The sequence below is a fragment of the Legionella gresilensis genome (assembly GCF_900639865.1).
Taxonomy (GTDB): domain Bacteria; phylum Pseudomonadota; class Gammaproteobacteria; order Legionellales; family Legionellaceae; genus Legionella_C; species Legionella_C gresilensis.
In genome coordinates this window covers 125,017-143,284 of record NZ_CAAAHX010000001.1, presented here as the reverse complement: position 1 = coordinate 143,284, position 18,268 = coordinate 125,017, and the positions used below count along the sequence as shown (strand labels likewise).

Below are 18,268 nucleotides of genomic sequence, written 5' to 3'. Positions count from 1 at the left end.
ATAAAAATGATGCTATTTAGATTTCTTTGGAAACTCTACTATCACGGCCAACTTGCAGCTAGATTCGAAAGAAATCTATTATAAAAATCAATTATAGTTAAAATTTTCTTTTTATCTTTTATCGCTTGCAATAGTCATGCCGTTGATTTTTAATTACTAATTGTGTCTGAATAAATTTAATGGCATAGTTTGTTATTAGTTCTATACTAATACACGTAGGGAATAAGGATAAATAAAAGGAGATTGTAATGGCAGACCATAATTCTAGTAATAACGTTGCTATTGTTGCGATAGTTGTTATTGTAGTCATCATCGGTGTGATTCTTTATTATGTATTAGGGGATCATAATACGGTTAATACAACGACTACACCGGCACCAGAAAATAGCACAATTAATGTAGAAACACCTAGCGCTACTGTTCCTGCATCTAACACTTCAATAAACAGCTCTACAACAACTACAACAGACGTACCTGCAACAACTGGTACAACTGGAACTACAGGCACCAGTACTACAGGAACTACTGGTACTACCGATACTGGTACTACCACTAATACAGGTACAGGTACAACAGGTACAACAGGTACTGGTGGTAATCAATAAGCGTACAGTTTAATCAAGCAATAAGAAGAATTTAAATTCTTCTTATTGCTGTTATTTAGAGAGTTTTAACGGTTTATTATTGGGCTGTATTTGATGTACTTGTGGTATTAGATTGGTTAGAAGTACTTGAAGAATTATCCATTTGATTTAATTTCTTTTGAATCTGCTGTGCTTCTTCTAAATGTTTAACTAAATGTTTCCGAGTTTGAGTTAAGTGATTTTTTAATTTTTTATTACTTACACTAGGAAGCAAATCGTTATCAAATAACTGTATAGCTTGCTGGTGATCTTGTATCATCGCATCAATATAGGCTTTATTTAAAGCAGCACCTGTTAAAGGATTTAAGGTGTTTAATTCATCTTGTCCTTTTTGCTTTAAATTATTAGCTGTATCATTTTGTATAGGTGCGCCAATAATACGGCTAAGCTTCATGGTTTCTCTTAAATTTTTAGCATGTTCTTTTGCTAGCATTTTTGCGTATTTTTTTACTGAAGGATTAACATCTTTCTTTTTAGTAACCAAATCAGCTGATGACACTTCATTTTGATTTAATACCACCAAAATACCTAATATCTGTCCATCTTTTTGATTTTGCTGATTGTTAGCTTGTTGATTTGAGCTTGTGCTATTTTGATTTACATTGCCAACGTTATGCTGAGTAGCTGTAGTTTGAGTAGTCGTATTATCAGTGTTATGAGTAGCTCCTGCTGCAAAAACGATAGGCATAGTAAAAGTAGAAAGTAAGCTAAGTGTGACTAATTTAAGTTTCATCATTAAATTCCCTTTAAGTTAGTAAAAATCCAAAATAATATAGCATAGTCAATTTAGTTTGTTCTATTAGATTAAAATAAATTCTGATGATATTTCGAATATCCTCTGAAAAAAGGTCTTCAAATACTTATGTATTTTACGTACGCCGCTTTTTTTCAGCCTTTTTTTCGAAGGACCTCGTCTCATCACTGACAGTTTGGAAAAGAGGTCTAGTGTTGGCGCGGATCGAATTTCATGAAAATTAATCCCTTAAAGATAAAAGACAGCTAATTAAATAATTATTTTCTCTCTTTTTTTATGGGATTTCATAGTTATAAATTGTGAAAATTTTTAGGCATTATTAATATAATTTATCTGTTTTATCTTAAGAGGATAATTGATTATTATTAGGTGAATTTGGCGTTGTTTTGGGATCCCATTCAGACACTTCAAATCCATCTACTGTAACTTGGCTAGATTTAAAATCTTCATAAGTTTTAATCGGTTTAATAATTTCTTTGGCCACATAAATAGTGTTAGGTTTAGCATGTTTTTGCATATGTCCGGCAATATCAATAACCCTATCACCAAATTCTTCCAGTGGCGTTGATAAATCATAATATACGAAGCCAGTATTTATACCACAACGTACCTTAAAATCTTGTTTCATCATTTTTGTGTGTTTATTAAAATTATCTAAACCAGAGATAATTAGACGTGCTGCATTAATAGCTTGTTCAGTCGTATTAAAACAAGCCATGACTCCATCTGGAGTCCAAGAGGCTTTGATGTAGCCCGCCTCCTTAAACTTATTACAAACGAAATTTCGATATTCATTAAAATCACTTTCTACAATAACGGGATCTTCTCCTTTTTTCATGCCTGTAGAGTCAACAACATCGACCGCTAAAAATGAAAGGTTCCTACCCGTCTTTTCAAGTTCCTTTTTTAAAAGTACAAATTCTTTCAATAATTGTTGTCGGTTTTTACCTGTAGGATTGTGCTCAAACTGTTCTTCCAACTTATGTATAGATTGACGCTGTTTTTCAGTAGCTGCTTTATTCTTTAATAAACCAAGCTCCTTTTTCATTCTAGATCTTCTGGTTTGTTCTTTTAGAGCTATTTTTGCTTGCGTAGTGAGAATAGATAAAATAATGAAGAAAATAATAGTAATTGGTCTAGACATATCCCTATCGGATATCGTAGTAGGAACATATTTTTTAACGTTATTGTTTATTGTTTTTTCGAAATTGACGATGGGAGTTAGGTAGTTATATTTATTTATATTAGTAATATATGGCTTAGCAAGTCCAAATAAAGTAATAAAGATAAAAACCCAAATCACTAGTTTTACTAATGTTAGCAAATGAAATAGTAGATTATTTAATATTCGCATATCTCTTCCCTACATTATTCTTATTTCAAGTATAGCAATTTGTTTTATTAAAGAATTATGGTAATTTGACATTGTTAATTTAAGTAGTCGATAAGTGGCTATTTACAATAAGTTTTTTTAAAATATAAGCTTAAAATGAGGCTTATTTAAATAGATAAATCTAAGTTTCTAATGAGGGCTATTATGATTTTAAGTAGATTTTTTGTTTGTACATTATTTTTTCTAAGTTCTACTTATTTATATGCTAGCCCAAATCATGCTAAATCTTCAGTACAATCACTTCATTTAGATTGGTTAGATAATAGTGTTTCCCCTGGCGAAAATTTTTATAAATATGCTAATGGTACCTGGCAGATGACCCATCCAATTCCGCCGCAATATGCTAGTTGGAGTACATTTAACATTCTGCAGGAAGATATACAAAATAAGCTTCATCTATTGTTAATAAGTGCCGCCAATAAACCATCTACTTTAGGAAGTATTGAACAAAAAATAGGGGATTTTTATGCGAGCGGTATGGATACAGTTACAATTGATAAATTAGGATTTACGCCACTGCAACCTTTTATTAGTCAAATTAATGACATTAAAAACCAAATTGATTTACAAGCTGTTATTACGCAACTGCAATTAATAGGCGTCGATGTATTATTTAATACTAGCAGCATGACAGATTATAAAAATAGTCAACAAGTGATTGGCGTAGCGTTACAAGGAGGCTTAGGTTTACCCGATAGAGACTATTATCTAAAGGAAGATCCTAAATTTAAAGTCATAAGAGAAGCGTATCTTACTCATATCGCTCGTATGTTTGAACTGATAGGCGATAGTTCATCACTTGCTAAACAGAAAGCAATGACAGTCATGGGCATAGAAACAGAATTAGCTAAAATATCGATGCCACAAGTTAAACAGCGAGATATAAAAGCAACCTTTAATGTCAAGACTCGTAAAGAGTTAGAAGCGCTTATGCCTAATTTTTCTTGGCCAAGCTATTTTAAAGCTTTAGGTTTACCAAATATCAAAACGATTAATATCGCAATGCCTGATTTCTTCATTGGTGTCAATAAGTTATTAACAAGTATTCCTATAGAGAATTGGAAAATATATTTACAATGGCATCTTTTAGATGGGTTTGCTCCTTATTTATCTCAACCATTTGTAGATGAAGATTTTAATATGGTCAAGGCTTTAACAGGCGCGCAAAAATTGTTACCTCGTTGGAAGCGCGTTGTAAATACGGAAAACAGTCTTTTAGGGTTTGCAATCGGTAAATTGTATGTAGAGAAATATTTTTCTGAACAATCAAAAACGGCTGTATTAGCCATTTTACACAATATTCGGCAAGCACTAGAAACTGATTTACAAACATTAAGCTGGATGACCCCAAGTACTCGACAAGCGGCATTAGAAAAGCTGGCTTTAATGGAAGAGAGAGTAGGGTATCCAAATAAGTGGCGTGACTATTCTCAATTAAAAATTGATAGAGGGCCTTATGTTTTAAATGTCATTCGTGCTAATCAATTTTTGCTTAAAAGAGATTTAAATAAAATCGATAAGCCTGTGGATCGAGAAGAATGGGAAATGACACCACAAACGATCAATGCTTACTATGATCCTTCAATGAATAATATTAATATTCCCGCTGGCATTTTACAGCCACCTTTTTTTGATCCTAATGCACCTGCTGCAGTAAATTACGGCTCTATTGGATTTGTTATTGGTCATGAAATTACGCATGGTTTTGATGATCAGGGCGCCCAATTTGATGGCCATGGTAACTTAAAAAATTGGTGGTCCCCTAAAGATTTAGAGCGTTTTCATCAAGCGACTCAATGTATTGTTAAACAATATGCTAATTATAAAGTGGACGGCCTAGCTATCCAAGGTGAACTCGTAGTGGGTGAAGCAACAGCAGATTTAGGCGGTGTTCTATTAGCTTATTTGGCTTTTCATAAGTCTGAAGCTTATAAGCAAGCTAAGACAATTGCAGGCTTTACACCTGCTCAACAGTTCTTCTTAGGTGCTGCTCATGTTTGGGCTACTAATATACGTCCAGAACAATTACGCAATTTATTAACAACTGATCCTCATCCACCAGCAGTTTATCGAGTTAATGGCCCCTTAGCGAATATTCCTCAATTTGCAACAGCATTTAATATAAAAAGTCCTAGTCCGATGATAAATCCGAATCGCTGTGTTATTTGGTAACTAAAGGAAACAAAAATAAGTAAATAGTAAAAAATAATTTAAGTTCAAATAAAAAAGCTTTTAGTACTCATTAACTAAATTTTAAGATAAAATATGGTTTTTTTATTAGCACTTTTATCTTAGTACAGCCTCATTAACTAGAATTAGATATAATATAGTTGATTAGAAAGAAGTTTAACTAGGTCAAAAATGAGTTTATATACAATAGCAACCTTTTATTATTTTACGTCTCTTACCAGTTACGAAGCGATGAAAGAACCATTATTAATGGTTATGAAGGAAAAAAATATTCGTGGCACCATTATTTTAGCTGCAGAAGGTATAAATGGCACGTTTTGTGGAGAAGAGGACTCAGTCACTTATTTAGAAAATTATTTAAAAAGCTTTACTGAATTAAGTGAGCTATCTTTTCGTAAAACCTATGACGATTTTAATCCGTTTGATAAAGCAAAGGTAAAATTACGCAAAGAAATTGTCACTTTAGGTACACCTGAAATAAATCCCAAAGATGAGACAGGCATTCATTTGACACCGGAAGAATGGAATGAATTACTTGCCGATCCTAATGTTGTTGTTATTGATACACGAAATGATTATGAAGTGAAGTTGGGTACCTTTAAAGGCGCTATTAATCCAGAAACAGAAAATTTTAGAGACCTCCCTGCCTATGTGGAAAAACATTTGCTTGATAAAAAAGACAAGAAAGTTGCTATGTATTGTACAGGTGGGATTCGTTGTGAGAAATCCACAGCTTATTTAAAGAAATTAGGTTTTAAGCAAGTTTATCAGTTAAATGGTGGTATTTTAAATTACCTTGCTACCATGCCTGTTGAAAACTCTATGTGGGAAGGGCACTGTTTTGTATTTGATGAACGAGTAGCTCTTGATCATAGCTTAAAGAGTTTAGAGAAGGGATCGATTGATACTGAGTGGAAAAATAAAAATAGGAAGAAGGCGGGTTAGAGTAATTTAAGCTGTGTAGTAAATTTTCAGTAAAAGTAAGTTAACATTAAAGCTTTGTTTATCATTTCTAAAATTTGGGCCACACTCATTATAAAAGAACAAAGCTTTAACTAGATTATTAGAATTAAATATATATATAACTCATAATTGCTCAAGTCTAGCTCATTAGTTGTAGTTGGGATCGTAGCAAATTTGTCCATGCTCTCAGGAGATTTAGTAATTTTTAAGCGGTATAGCATAAAATTTCCTGTAAATTTTCATATAAACTAGTTAAATTGCAGAAATAATTAGTCTCTACATAGTTAACACTTTTCTAAAATAGTTAATTGATTAACAAATTGGTATAAATATGGCAAAAATAAGTATAAAAAATTTTTTAGGTAAAAAAATTAAATAGTTTTGATTGAACTTTAAAGAAATAGAAAAAGATTTGAATTCAAGCATTTAATCATAGTTAGGATTTCAATAAAGGTTTAAAGGTAAATAATAACCCTATTTGTTAGAATAAATTTCTTGTGTTAATATTTTTATTATGAAGATATCTAACCCTATAGTTAAGTATTTCTTTATTCTAAGCTTAATTTTTACTTTTATTAAGCCCGTTTCTCTTTTTCTGAATAAACAGCCTTTATCAACCAGCCAATATACTCAAACCACAGAATGCCCAACTAGAGCAGCAATAAACGCTTTGTGTCAAGCTTCTACTTACTATACAGCCGAGGAACAATACTTAGGTTGTTTGCCCTATTTATTTATTCCTATTGGTCTATTGTTCTTTGCTATACCTTATTTAATTTCTACCCCGCCACGTGAGTCGCCTTTTAAGCCACCTATTTAATTTATGTAGTCTAGTTTTAAAAATTTAAGCAAATAATTTTAAATGCTGAGCTTAGGTTAAAGCCTTAATCCATTAGCAGGTTTAATCCTATTGTTTCAGTTAAATTTAGATTAAGTAGCTAATGAAAGTTAGCTATATATAGATTATGAGGACTATATGAAAAAGAATACTTATTTATTAATCTTAATAGGGCTTATAGGTATTGTTAGCTCTACGTGGGCGCTACCTGTCGGTTTTGATAGCTCAAATCCTTTAACATTAGCGCACCTTATTCAAAATAATGGGCCCTGGGTTTATTTAACTATCTTTTTTGGGCTTGGTGTATTATTAGCTTTTACACCCTGTGTACTACCTATGGTGCCTATTTTATCGGGCATCATCGTGGGCCAAAATGCTTTATCCTTATCAAGGGCTTTTAAGCTGTCAGCAGCCTATGTGATAGGTATGGCATTGACCTATGCTCTAGCAGGAATGCTAGCTGCTTATTTAGGTAGTACGGTACAAACTTTAATGCAGCAGCCTTGGATTATTGGCGCCTTTAGCGTTTTATTTATACTAATGGCATTATCTATGTTAGATATTTTCCATTTAAGTCTGCCTAGTTCGTTTAATTCTCGTTTAAGCCAGCTAAGCCAAAAGAGTAGTAAGAGGAGCTTTATTTCTGTTGCTTTAATGGGTGTAATTTCAACCTTAATTGTTTCACCCTGCGTAACTGCGCCTTTAATTGGGGTATTAACTTATATTGGGCAAGAAGGCCAAGTATTAAAAGGTGGCTTAATCTTATTTGTAATGGCCTTAGGTATGGGAACCCCATTGCTGTTGGTAGGCGCAGGATACGGCTCTCTATTACCTAGTACAGGCCTCTGGATGATTAAAATTAAACAGTTTTTTGGCTTTTTAATGCTAGCAATGGCTATTTGGATGTTATCTAGAATTCTTCCTAATGCCATTATTGATGTTTTATGGGCGCTTTTACTCATCTTGGTAAGTTTTTATCTAGGACTTTTTCAAAATACATCATCAAATGGGCAGAAAGTCATGCAAGTCTTTGGTAGTCTGGGCCTAATGATAAGTGGGGTCATATTGTATTCGTCAGTCCCAACTATGATTAAAAATAATGCTAATGCTGTCTCAGCACCTAAACAGGCTCCTTTTATAAAGGTAAATACATTAGAGGAAATTAATACTCATTTGATTCAGGCCAAGCAAGCTCATAAACCTGTGTTTCTTGAATTTTATGCAACTTGGTGTAGTGATTGCCAGGCGATGGAGGCGCATGTTTTCAATCAACCAGATGTTATTAGAACCATGGATGGATTAGTTAGCCTGAAGGTGAATTTAAGCGAGAATACCCCTGAAACGCGTAAAATTAAGAAGAGATTCGCGATTTATGGTTTGCCTGAAATGATTTTCTTTGATTCATTAGGCGCTGAACGAAGTCAACTTACTTCTGCTGGCTATTTAAATAAAGCAGAAATGTTATCACTACTTAAGAAAGCTAAATAACTTAACAAAGCGCAATGTACTTCTTGCACACTGCGCTTTTTCAGTTTTTTAACTGCTCTTGTTGTCAGTTAGGAAAGTGGTCTATTGATGCCTAAAATAAAGCCATGAAGGCTAAAACATTGCAAATGAAAGAAGATTTTTTTAATATGCGTAGCTATTAATTCCTAATTTATCTTAAATTATTCCATTGAAATCAGTATTAGATAACCTAAAGGCATTTAATAATTATATTAAAGGAGATAGAGCAGACGTTGTAAAAAACGAATTAGCTTATTATACGTATAATCTAGATGCATTAAGGGTTAACTTCAAAGAAATTATTATTACAGATGATGAGGAAATTGTTGAACAAGTCCAAAATATTCTAGCCAATCTAAATATTCCTAAATCTCAATGGTCCAGCTATATCAAGGGAAAAAATCTCTATCAATTTCTGGAAAAATTAAATCGTCGTGGTTTTATTCAAATAAGCTATATCTTGCAATTAATAGATGAAAAAACGCAGATAAGTAGGAAAAAGCTTACCTTGGCTGGGTTTGGTGCATTAATGATTTTTCTTTCTTCGCTTTTTATACCGCAATTGGTAACAGTAAGGCTTGCTCTGCAATCATTTATTTTATCTACATTTAGTCTACCGGTTTTAGGGCTTATTTCTCATGTCTTTTCAACAGGATATTATCTTTATAATAATCATACAGATACTAAAAGAACAGTACTTAAACGTTTGCATGATAATGGCTTTGTAGTGGCAAGTTTTCTTGTTAACTTTGTAGCTTATGTTTTATGGATTATTGCCGCTTCACCAATGACGCCCCTTATTGGCGGTTTATTTATTTTGGCTTCGGTCTTAAATGTTGCTAAGGAACTCATTTCATTAGGTCACTATGCTATTAAATATATCGCTAGAGAAGCATTACCTACTACCCTAGATTTAAATCTTTACCGTAGTCACATTCGTAATGAATATAGTTATTTTAATCGACGAAATAGCACTTTTATTAACTTAATAGCAGCCATTTTAATTGTTGGAATTATGGCTGCTTGGTCGTTTTTACCAAGTGGTATTATCTTATCTGTTGGTACTTTTGTAGCGATAGGTATTGTTGCTTTAGTTAAAAAATTAATTCTAGATAAAAGTGAAAAAATCATTAGAGAACGATTACAATTGCAGTTGCAGCATATTAATGAAGTAGAAGAAAAATTAACTAGTAGAACACCCTTGACTGAAGAGTTAGGTCACCAAATAGTTAAAGAGGTTAAAAAGGAACAACAGAAAGAGGAATTTACAGAACGCTCTAAAGCAAGTGACACTAATTCAACCTCTACTTACTTGCTAGTAAAAAAATTAAAATTTCTTTTTTGGCAACGCCCAGAAAATATTACGATTCCCTTTAAGACGAATACGTCAGCTCCAGTTAGTCCTAAGTGGTAAATTACTTATAACTAGTAGAGGAGCTAGCGTGTTATTGCATTTTTGGTACGTTTGTATCTTCTTGCTTTTCATTTTCAGGTGTAAACTGACTAGTTGAGCTTTTAGTTTGTTGAAACTTATCTTTCTCTATAACCATAGCTAATCTTGTTTCAGCGAGTTTATATTTTTGAATTGCCTCTTTATCCGCTGGATTATTCGCCTTTTCAAGTGCCTCACGATCCTTGCATATTTTATCTTTTATTTCGATAAGGGATCCGTCATACATTTTACCCGTACCTAACGAAAATAAATTCTTACCAGTATATTTTCCATTTTCATCTATGGCACGCACAAAGAACTCACGCTTGTTTGGTTCTTTGGCTTGATCATCAAAAAATTTCTCAGCCTCACCTATAGTAGGAAAAATAAATGTGTTATTTTTATAGTTATCCTTACCATACTTTGTTTCAAAATCTTTAATAATGTCCTCAAAATCTTTACTCTTAGGCGCAGTATTTTTATAAGCAGGGGTAGCTTGTGCGTTGTCCTCTTCTGCCTTTTTCTTTCTATTCTTTAGGTCTTGCATTTGAACCCCGGGCTCTTCTTGAGCTTTATCTTTCGGTTTTTTTCTAGGAGGCATAGTAAACTCCACATAATTGGATTAAAAATTAGTCAATATGATCTAAAATTTTAAACGATTTTAAAAGAAAAGACAAGATAGATGCCAAGTTTGCACCTGTTTCTAGCCTGTTTTAGCCTTTACCTGTAAACTAGAGCACTTTATCAACTTACTATTAAAATTAAAATGCTTGAAATAAATCAAATTAATATAACTTTACATGATTTAAGTGAGCGAACCAACGCACTTCGGGGGTATCTTTGACTTCGATAGTAAGCAAGAGCGCTTAGAAGAGGTGACGCGCGAGCTCGAATCTGCTGCTATTTGGGATAACCCAGAGCTGGCTCAGGCCTTAGGACGCGAGCGTGTACAGCTAGAATCCGTTGTGCATCAATTAGAGTTTTTAACTAAAAATATTCTTGATTTGACTGAACTTTTTGAGATAGCGCGTGAAGAAAGTGATGAAGAAGCCATAAATGACGTTGCTAAAGAAGTCGCATCACTAGAACAGCAAGTAGCAAAATTAGAATTTCGCCGCATGTTTTCAGGTAAAATGGATGGCGCCAATGCTTATCTAGATATTCAAGCAGGCTCGGGTGGAACAGAAGCCCAAGATTGGGCGGAAATGTTACTACGTATGTATTTACGTTGGGGTGAGCATCATGGTTTTCATATGACTTTAATAGAATGTTCACCAGGTGAAGTTGCCGGCATTAAAAGTGCAACTATTCATGTAGTTGGTGAATATGCTTATGGTTGGTTACGGACTGAAACTGGCGTCCATCGCTTAGTTCGCAAGTCACCTTTTGATTCAGGTAATAGACGCCATACATCATTTGCAGCTGTATTTGTTTCACCTGAAGTTGATGAGGATATAGAGATTGAAGTCAACCCCGCTGATTTACGTATTGATACATATCGCGCTTCAGGCGCAGGTGGGCAGCATGTTAACCGGACTGATTCCGCAGTACGGATAACCCATATGCCAACAGGTATTGTGGTGCAATGTCAAACAGATAGAAGTCAGCATAAAAATAAAGATAGCGCTATGAAGCAATTACGAGCGAAGCTTTATGAAATGGAACTACAGAAGAAAAATGCAGAGCAGCAGGCGCTTGAAGCAACAAAATCTGATATTGGTTGGGGCTCACAAATACGCTCTTATGTCTTAGATCAATCACGAATTAAAGATTTAAGAACAGGTGTTGAAACCAGTAATACGCAGGCTGTATTAGATGGGGATCTAGATAAATTTATAGAAGCCAGTTTAAAAGCTGGTATAGGGGCAGCAGTATGACAGAAGTGACAGTAGATGAAAGTGAAGTATATTTAATTCGTAAACAAAAATTAGCTAATTTACGCAAGCATGGATTTAATTTTCCTAATGATTTTCGTCGTAAATACTATGCTACTAATATAATAGATCAATATAAAGATTGTACTAAAGAAGAATTAGCTGCAGAAAAAATTCAAGTTGCTGTTGCCGGCCGTATTGTTTTACGTCGGATTATGGGTAAGGCAAGCTTTTTTCATATTCAAGATGTATCTGGTCGTATTCAAATCTATATAAAGCAAAATGATTTACCCGAAATCTATGAGCAATTTAAAGAATGGGATTTAGGCGATATTGTCGGTGTAGAAGGAGAATTATTTAAGACTAATACCGGGGAACTGAGTATTCATGCAAATAATGTTGTTTTGCTTACAAAATCACTAAGGCCTTTGCCTGATAAATTTCATGGTTTAGCTGATCAAGAAATGCGCTATCGCAAGCGCTATGTGGATTTAATTGCCAATGAAGATTCGCGCCGCACTTTTCTTATGCGCTCACAATTAATTAAAGCTTTTCGTCAATATATGGATAATCATCATTTTCTAGAAGTAGAAACACCTATGATGCATCCTATTCCGGGGGGGGCTTTAGCCAGGCCATTTATTACCCATCATAATAGTTTAAACATGGATATGTTTTTACGTATTGCTCCTGAATTATATCTTAAGCGTTTAGTTGTCGGTGGCTTTGAACGCGTATATGAAATCAATCGTAATTTTCGTAATGAAGGTATTTCAACGCGCCATAATCCAGAATTTACTATGGTTGAATTTTATCAAGCATATGCCGATTATCAGGATTTAATGGATTGTACCCAAGATTTAATGCAGCATTTATGTGATGTCGTTTTAGGTAGCCGAAAAATTAATTATCAAGGTCAGGAAATTAATTTTAATGAACCTTTTGCGCGCTTAAGTGTTAAAGAAGCAATTTTACATTACCATCCTAATCTAACGTCTACTCAGTTAGAAACTGTAGAGGAATGCAAAGCTATTTTAGAGCAGTTGCAATTATCTTATAAATCTACGGATGGATTAGGTAAATTACAAATGATTATTTTTGAAGAAACAGTGGAACATTTATTAATTCAGCCCACGTTTATTACGGGTTATCCAACGGAAGTATCACCATTAGCAAGACGTAACGACAAAGATCCAACTATTACTGATCGCTTTGAATTTTTTATTGCTGGCCGTGAGATTGCTAATGGTTTTTCAGAGCTTAATGATGCGGAAGATCAAGCTGAGCGTTTTCATAAGCAAGTTACTGAAAAAGAAGCTGGGGATTTAGAAGCCATGCACTTTGACCATGATTATATTGAGGCCCTTGAGTATGGTTTACCACCAACAGCAGGCGAAGGTATTGGTATTGATAGGTTAGTCATGCTTTTTACTAATTCACCTTCTATACGCGATGTCATTTTATTTCCACATCTACGTCAATTAGACTAATCCTATTTGTATTTTTCTGTCCACTTATCCCGCATAGAAAATTGAATTCTAAGCGGGATTTTCCTAGTTAAAAAAATTATTACAAAACACTGGACTTATTTAATATTTCCTATTTAATAGATAGCGCTAGTGATCATTTATTAGCAATACCCTACATTTTTTATTTTCATTGTACAAATAGTCTTGTACAAGTAGTTCTAGTGAGGATCAAGGCTATGAAATCTCAAATTCAATACGAAGAAGAAATTAATGACGCATCGGCTCAAGTCCCAAATGTGTATGCTTGTTTAAACAATAAGGATGTCATAGCAAGCAAGATTTCTGATCATCACCCTATAGTTCATGACGGTATTTTATTTTGGAATGTCATGATGCAAGGAAGGAAAAGGGGAAAAGGATTTAATAATGGATTTGGTATTGTCGAGGATGATGCAGATTATAAAACAAGGCTAAATAAAGTTGCACATGTTATTGCAGAAACTGTTAAGAATAATCCTTCAATTGAAGCAATTTGCCTTTGTGAAGGGCCTATTAAAGATGATGATATTAAGTTCTTAAATAATAGTTTAAAAGCCTTCCCTGCAATGCAGCGCTTTATCAGTAAAGATGAATTTCATAAGCCAAATGAAGTAGGGCCAGAATGGGGTTTATTGATGCTTGCTGATAATCACTATAAAGTTAGTAAAGTCAATTTAGATGGGATAAGTCTTCTTCCAAATCTAGTTAATCGCTTTCAGTTATGGCAATTACAAAATGGTGAAATAACAAAATATGTTGCTTTGGCACATTTTCCATTTTCAGGTGATGTTTATACAACAGACAAAAAATTACTCTCAGCACGCACTCAAGTATATTGTCAATTTATTCAGTATGTTTTGGATCGCTATCAAGATAAAAGTCTAATTTTTTGTGCAGATTTTAATTTTAATCCGCATTTGATAGGACAACCGGTAGAACGAGCCTTAGATCATATAATTAATAACAATAGTATTTTATTGAATATTGAAGAAAAATCCGGTTTATTTAACGTTGATGCTGTGACAGTTGATGGGGTTTTGTTATCGCAAAAAGAAAAACAAAACTATCTTAATTCAAAAAGAGAGCAAAATTTAATTACAATGCTGCAGTATAACGATCGCTTTTTTAAAGCGGCAGTGAAAGTTGTTCTGGAGCAAAAAGAGGCCAATGAGTGTTTAGGTTATATTCCAACACTTACTTCCCAAGCTTGTTAGGTTCTTATTTGAAATAATTTAAAATTCTGCTATCAAGCTACAATGCTAGATTCCGCGAACAAGTCGCGGAACGTAGGCATCTTAAATAAAACGTGGCAAACTTAAATAATTTGTTAACCATTTAGTTTAATAATGTTTAATTCTCAATATGAGATTATTAAGAATTAAGTTTGATTATTAATGGCGAATTTCTGCAGTTTCTTCACTGGTAAATTGTAATTTATCATCTTTCCATGAGACATGAATTGTTTCACCTGAGCTAAATTGTCCAGTCAACAAGGATTGTGCTAATGGATTTTCTAACTCTTGTTGAATAGTACGCTTAAGTGGTCTTGCACCATACACCGGATCAAAACCCGCTTTCCCTAAATGCGCAAGTGCTGCAGGTTCAACGTCTAAGCGAATATTTAATTGTTGTAAACGTTGTTGTAAATTACTAATCTGAATACCCGCGATGGTTGTGATTTGTTCCTGACTGAGCGGATGAAAGACCACCGTATCATCAATTCGATTAATAAATTCAGGACGAAAATGCTGGCTTACAATTCCCATTACCGCTTCTTTTAATTGATCATAAGTTACTTTAGACGCCATATCTTGAATTAGATGGGATCCTAAATTAGATGTCATGACAATCACCGTATTACGAAAGTCAACAGTACGACCTTGCCCATCTGTTAAACGACCATCATCCATAACTTGCAGTAAAATATTAAATACATCTGTATGTGCTTTTTCAATTTCATCAAGCAAAATCACAGAATAAGGTCTTCGTCTTACCGCTTCCGTTAAATAACCGCCTTCTTCATAACCTACATAGCCTGGTGGAGCACCGATCAGACGGGCAACAGAATGCTTTTCCATGAATTCGGACATATCAATTCTAACCATGGCTTCAGTAGTATCAAATAAAAAGGCAGCTAACGCTTTACAAAGCTCAGTCTTACCCACCCCAGTTGGACCTAAAAAGAGAAAAGAACCAATAGGGCGATTAGGATCAGAGAGGCCGGCGCGTGAACGGCGAATAGCGTTGGAAACAACATCTACTGCTTCATCCTGGCCAATTAAACGTTTATGCAGAGCATCTTCCATATGGAGTAATTTTTCTTTTTCACCTTCAAGCATTTTAGCCACAGGAATACCGGTCCATTTAGAAACGACTTCAGCAATTTCTTCTTCAGTTACTTTATTACGAACTAAACGATGCTCGGTGTTGTCTTCTTTTTCATTCACTTGTAATAGTTGCTTTTCAAGCTCAGGAATGCGGCCATACTGCAATTCAGACATGCGAGCTAAATCACCCGCTCTGCGTGCTGTATCTAATTCTATTTTCGCTTGTTCCAGCGCTTCTTTAATATGGGTTGCGCCTTGCAACGTTGCTTTCTCTGCTTTCCAAACCTCTTCTAAATCAGTATAAGTTTTTTCAAGCTCATCAATACTTTGTTGTAAATCTTGTAATCTTTTTTTAGAAGCTTCATCATTTTCATTTTTGAGCGCTTCTCGTTCTATTTTTAATTGAATTAAGCGTCTATCTAATTTATCTAAGCTTTCAGGCTTAGAATCGATTTCCATGCGAATTAAGCTGCCTGCTTCGTCAATTAAGTCAATCGCCTTATCTGGTAGTTGACGATCACTAATATAACGATGTGAAAGTGTTGCTGCAGCAATAATGGCAGGGTCAGTAATTTCAACACCATGATGAACTTCATAACGTTCTTTTAAACCACGCAAAATTGCAATCGTGTCTTCAACAGAAGGCTCATCAACTAATACTTTTTGAAAGCGTCTTTCAAGGGCCGCATCTTTTTCAATATACTGACGATACTCATCCAGCGTTGTTGCACCAATACAATGCAATTCACCGCGAGCTAAAGCCGGCTTTAACATATTACCAGCATCCATCGCACCTTCTGCTTTACCAGCGCCTACCATCGTGTGTAATTCGTCAATAAATAAGATAATTTGACCTTCTTGTTTGCTTAAATCTTTTAACACTGCTTTTAAGCGTTCTTCAAATTCACCACGAAACTTAGCACCAGCAATAAGAGCACCCATATCAAGAGAAAGTAAGCGCTTATTCTTTAATCCTTCCGGTACTTCACCATTAATTATACGTTGTGCTAACCCTTCAACAATGGCCGTTTTACCTACGCCTGGTTCACCAATTAAAACAGGATTATTTTTAGTACGTCTTTGTAGAACTTGAATAGTTCGGCGAATTTCATCATCACGACCAATAACAGGATCTAATTTACCTTGCTCAGCTCGCTCGGTTAAATCTAGCGTATATTTTTCTAGAGCTTGTCGTTGATCTTCTGCATTAGGATCATTAACGCCCTCACCGCCACGTACATCATTAATTGCCTGTTCAAGTGTTTCTTTGGTTACACCGGCTTGTTTAAGTAGGCGACTTAAATTTCCTTCTTCACTCACAGCAGCTAGTAAAAATAATTCACTTGAAATATAAGCATCTTTGCGTTGCTGAGCTAATTTATCCGTTAAATTAAGCAAGCGATTAAGCGCATTTGAAATATGAATATCGCCGCCGGTACCTGCTACCTTAGGCAAACGATCCAGCGCTTGGTCTAACGCTGTACGCAGTTGAGCAATATTAGCACCGGCCTTGGTTAATAAAGGTCTACTACTACCGCCTTGTTGATCAAGCAGAGCTTTTAAGACATGTTCAGGCTCAATAAAACTATTATCTCTTCCTAAGGCTAAGGATTGAGCATCAGCAAGAGCCATTTGAAATTTTGAGGTAAGTTTATCCATTCGCATTGTATAACCTCTCTATCATAGATTATTTATGCTTGCTTGCATAAGTTAAGTCTGGTTAAATATCGACCTTTATCTTTCAATATGAAGCTAAAAGGTATTAATTACAGTCTTACTGCCGTAAAATAAGGGCTTAAATTCAAAAAACAAGGGGTAAAGCAGTCTATTTATGAATAATTCTCCTAACCAACAGTCTGAGTCACAAGTGCTATTAAATCAAATAATTCTTGAATACATGCGCGAACAAAAACGAAAGCGTCGTTGGCGTTGGATAATACGCATTCTTATCGTCGCCTTAATTATTCTAGCTTTTTTTAAACTGAGTTCTTTATTAGAAACTGATAAAGAGGTTCTCGTTAAAGAGCATGCTGGTTTAATTGATCTAGAAGGAACTATTTCTGACGATGGCGGCGGCAATGCAGAAAATTTTGTTAAAGGGTTAGATAAAGCCTATAAAAATAAATCTTTGAAGGCGTTAATTATTCGTATTAATAGCCCGGGTGGAAGTCCTGTACAAGCTGATTATATGTATAGCGCTTTACGCCATTATCGTGCTCAATATCCTAATATTAAGACCTATGCTGTATGCGTTGATGTGTGTGCTTCAGCAGCTTATTATGTGGCAGCAGCAGCTGATGAAATTTATGCTAATGAAGCAAGTATGGTAGGTTCTATTGGTGTACTTTATAATGGCTTTGGCTTTGTTGATGCCATGCAAAAATTAGGTATTACCCGTCGTTTGCAAACAGCAGGTAGTAATAAAGGCTTTTTAGATCCATTTTCGCCCGTTACACCTGAGCAGCAACAATTATTACAAACCATGCTTAATGATGTGCATCAGCAATTTATAAATCGCGTAAAAGCAGGACGTGGCTCGCGCCTACACATAGATAATCAAACCTTTTCAGGTTTATTTTGGACTGGAAATCAAGCGAAAGCACGTGGGCTTATTGATGGCTTTGCGAGCAGTGGGCAGCTTGCACGTGATGTATTAAAATTAAATACTGTCATTGATTATACTTATAAGCAAAGTGTTCTTGAACGAGTTAGCCGTAATGTGGGTACCGCCATTGCAGATGAACTTCCTAAAGCGTTAGGCCTTAATCCAGGTATTAAAGAATAAAGGCTGAGGGTAATATTAATTTAGAAGTAGGGAACTTTTAGTTCTTTACTTCTA

14 protein-coding genes are annotated in these 18,268 nt (G+C 34.7%); 10 read left to right on the top strand and 4 right to left on the bottom strand.

The genetic code is table 11. The features are described from left to right. Positions 1-248 precede the first annotated feature (248 nt). The gene (locus E1P04_RS00585) at positions 249-605 is read left to right on the top strand and encodes a hypothetical protein (protein ID WP_131780995.1); all 357 of its coding nucleotides are present in this window, start codon (positions 249-251) and stop codon (positions 603-605) included. A gap of 76 nt (positions 606-681) precedes the next feature. Here E1P04_RS00585 and E1P04_RS00580 read toward each other — a convergent pair whose 3' ends face one another. Together E1P04_RS00580 and E1P04_RS00575 are read right to left on the bottom strand one after the other, a co-directional pair. Continuing rightward, complete coding sequence (locus E1P04_RS00580; protein WP_131780994.1) at positions 682-1,380, bottom strand: DUF4142 domain-containing protein; 699 nt, start codon at positions 1,378-1,380, stop codon at positions 682-684. A gap of 361 nt (positions 1,381-1,741) precedes the next feature. Then, on the bottom strand, positions 1,742-2,752 hold the full coding sequence (locus tag E1P04_RS00575; RefSeq protein WP_131780993.1) for an adenylate/guanylate cyclase domain-containing protein: 1,011 nt from the start codon (positions 2,750-2,752) through the stop codon (positions 1,742-1,744). A gap of 186 nt (positions 2,753-2,938) precedes the next feature. Between E1P04_RS00575 and E1P04_RS00570 the strand changes: the two genes are divergently transcribed. The 5 genes from E1P04_RS00570 to E1P04_RS00550 all read left to right on the top strand — a co-directional run bounded on the left by E1P04_RS00570 (position 2,939) and on the right by E1P04_RS00550 (position 9,702). Next, positions 2,939-4,963 carry a M13 family metallopeptidase gene (locus tag E1P04_RS00570; RefSeq protein ID WP_427853023.1) on the top strand — a complete coding sequence of 675 codons (2,025 nt, stop codon included), beginning with the start codon at positions 2,939-2,941 and terminating at the stop codon, positions 4,961-4,963. Positions 4,964-5,152: 189 nt separating this feature from the next. Next, the gene (gene trhO, locus E1P04_RS00565; protein WP_131780991.1) at positions 5,153-5,926 is read left to right on the top strand and encodes an oxygen-dependent tRNA uridine(34) hydroxylase TrhO; all 774 of its coding nucleotides are present in this window, start codon (positions 5,153-5,155) and stop codon (positions 5,924-5,926) included. Positions 5,927-6,458: 532 nt separating this feature from the next. Continuing rightward, the gene (locus E1P04_RS00560; protein WP_131780990.1) at positions 6,459-6,764 is read left to right on the top strand and encodes a lpg1681 family protein; all 306 of its coding nucleotides are present in this window, start codon (positions 6,459-6,461) and stop codon (positions 6,762-6,764) included. Positions 6,765-6,920: 156 nt separating this feature from the next. Then, entirely contained in the window at positions 6,921-8,270 is a 1,350-nt protein-coding gene (gene dsbD, locus E1P04_RS00555) for a protein-disulfide reductase DsbD (protein WP_131780989.1), read from the top strand. Positions 8,271-8,457: 187 nt separating this feature from the next. Further along, complete coding sequence (locus tag E1P04_RS00550; RefSeq protein ID WP_131780988.1) at positions 8,458-9,702, top strand: hypothetical protein; 1,245 nt, start codon at positions 8,458-8,460, stop codon at positions 9,700-9,702. A gap of 31 nt (positions 9,703-9,733) precedes the next feature. Here E1P04_RS00550 and E1P04_RS00545 read toward each other — a convergent pair whose 3' ends face one another. Next, the gene (locus tag E1P04_RS00545; protein WP_131780987.1) at positions 9,734-10,321 is read right to left on the bottom strand and encodes a hypothetical protein; all 588 of its coding nucleotides are present in this window, start codon (positions 10,319-10,321) and stop codon (positions 9,734-9,736) included. 165 nt (positions 10,322-10,486) lie between these two features. Between E1P04_RS00545 and prfB the strand changes: the two genes are divergently transcribed. The 3 genes from prfB to E1P04_RS00530 all read left to right on the top strand — a co-directional run bounded on the left by prfB (position 10,487) and on the right by E1P04_RS00530 (position 14,316). Continuing rightward, positions 10,487-11,597, top strand: a protein-coding gene (prfB, locus tag E1P04_RS00540) for a peptide chain release factor 2 (RefSeq protein WP_131780986.1) whose coding sequence is annotated in 2 segments (ribosomal slippage) — positions 10,487-10,561 and positions 10,563-11,597 — 1,110 coding nt in all. Because the reading frame shifts where the segments join, the coding sequence is not laid out codon by codon here. Then, positions 11,594-13,084 carry a lysine--tRNA ligase gene (gene lysS / locus E1P04_RS00535; RefSeq protein ID WP_131780985.1) on the top strand — a complete coding sequence of 497 codons (1,491 nt, stop codon included), beginning with the start codon at positions 11,594-11,596 and terminating at the stop codon, positions 13,082-13,084. Before prfB ends, lysS begins: the two co-directional genes overlap by 4 nt. A 215-nt stretch (positions 13,085-13,299) precedes the next feature. Then, a complete protein-coding gene (locus E1P04_RS00530) occupies positions 13,300-14,316 on the top strand; it encodes a hypothetical protein (protein ID WP_131780984.1) in 1,017 nt (338 codons plus the stop codon). A gap of 177 nt (positions 14,317-14,493) precedes the next feature. Here the strand turns inward: E1P04_RS00530 and clpB are convergent, their stop codons facing one another. Beyond that, positions 14,494-17,094 carry an ATP-dependent chaperone ClpB gene (gene clpB, locus E1P04_RS00525; RefSeq protein ID WP_131780983.1) on the bottom strand — a complete coding sequence of 867 codons (2,601 nt, stop codon included), beginning with the start codon at positions 17,092-17,094 and terminating at the stop codon, positions 14,494-14,496. A gap of 166 nt (positions 17,095-17,260) precedes the next feature. Here clpB and E1P04_RS00520 point away from each other — a divergent pair, with 166 nt between their 5' ends. Beyond that, a complete protein-coding gene (locus tag E1P04_RS00520) occupies positions 17,261-18,214 on the top strand; it encodes a S49 family peptidase (RefSeq protein WP_131780982.1) in 954 nt (317 codons plus the stop codon). The last annotated feature ends 54 nt before the right edge of the window (positions 18,215-18,268 follow it).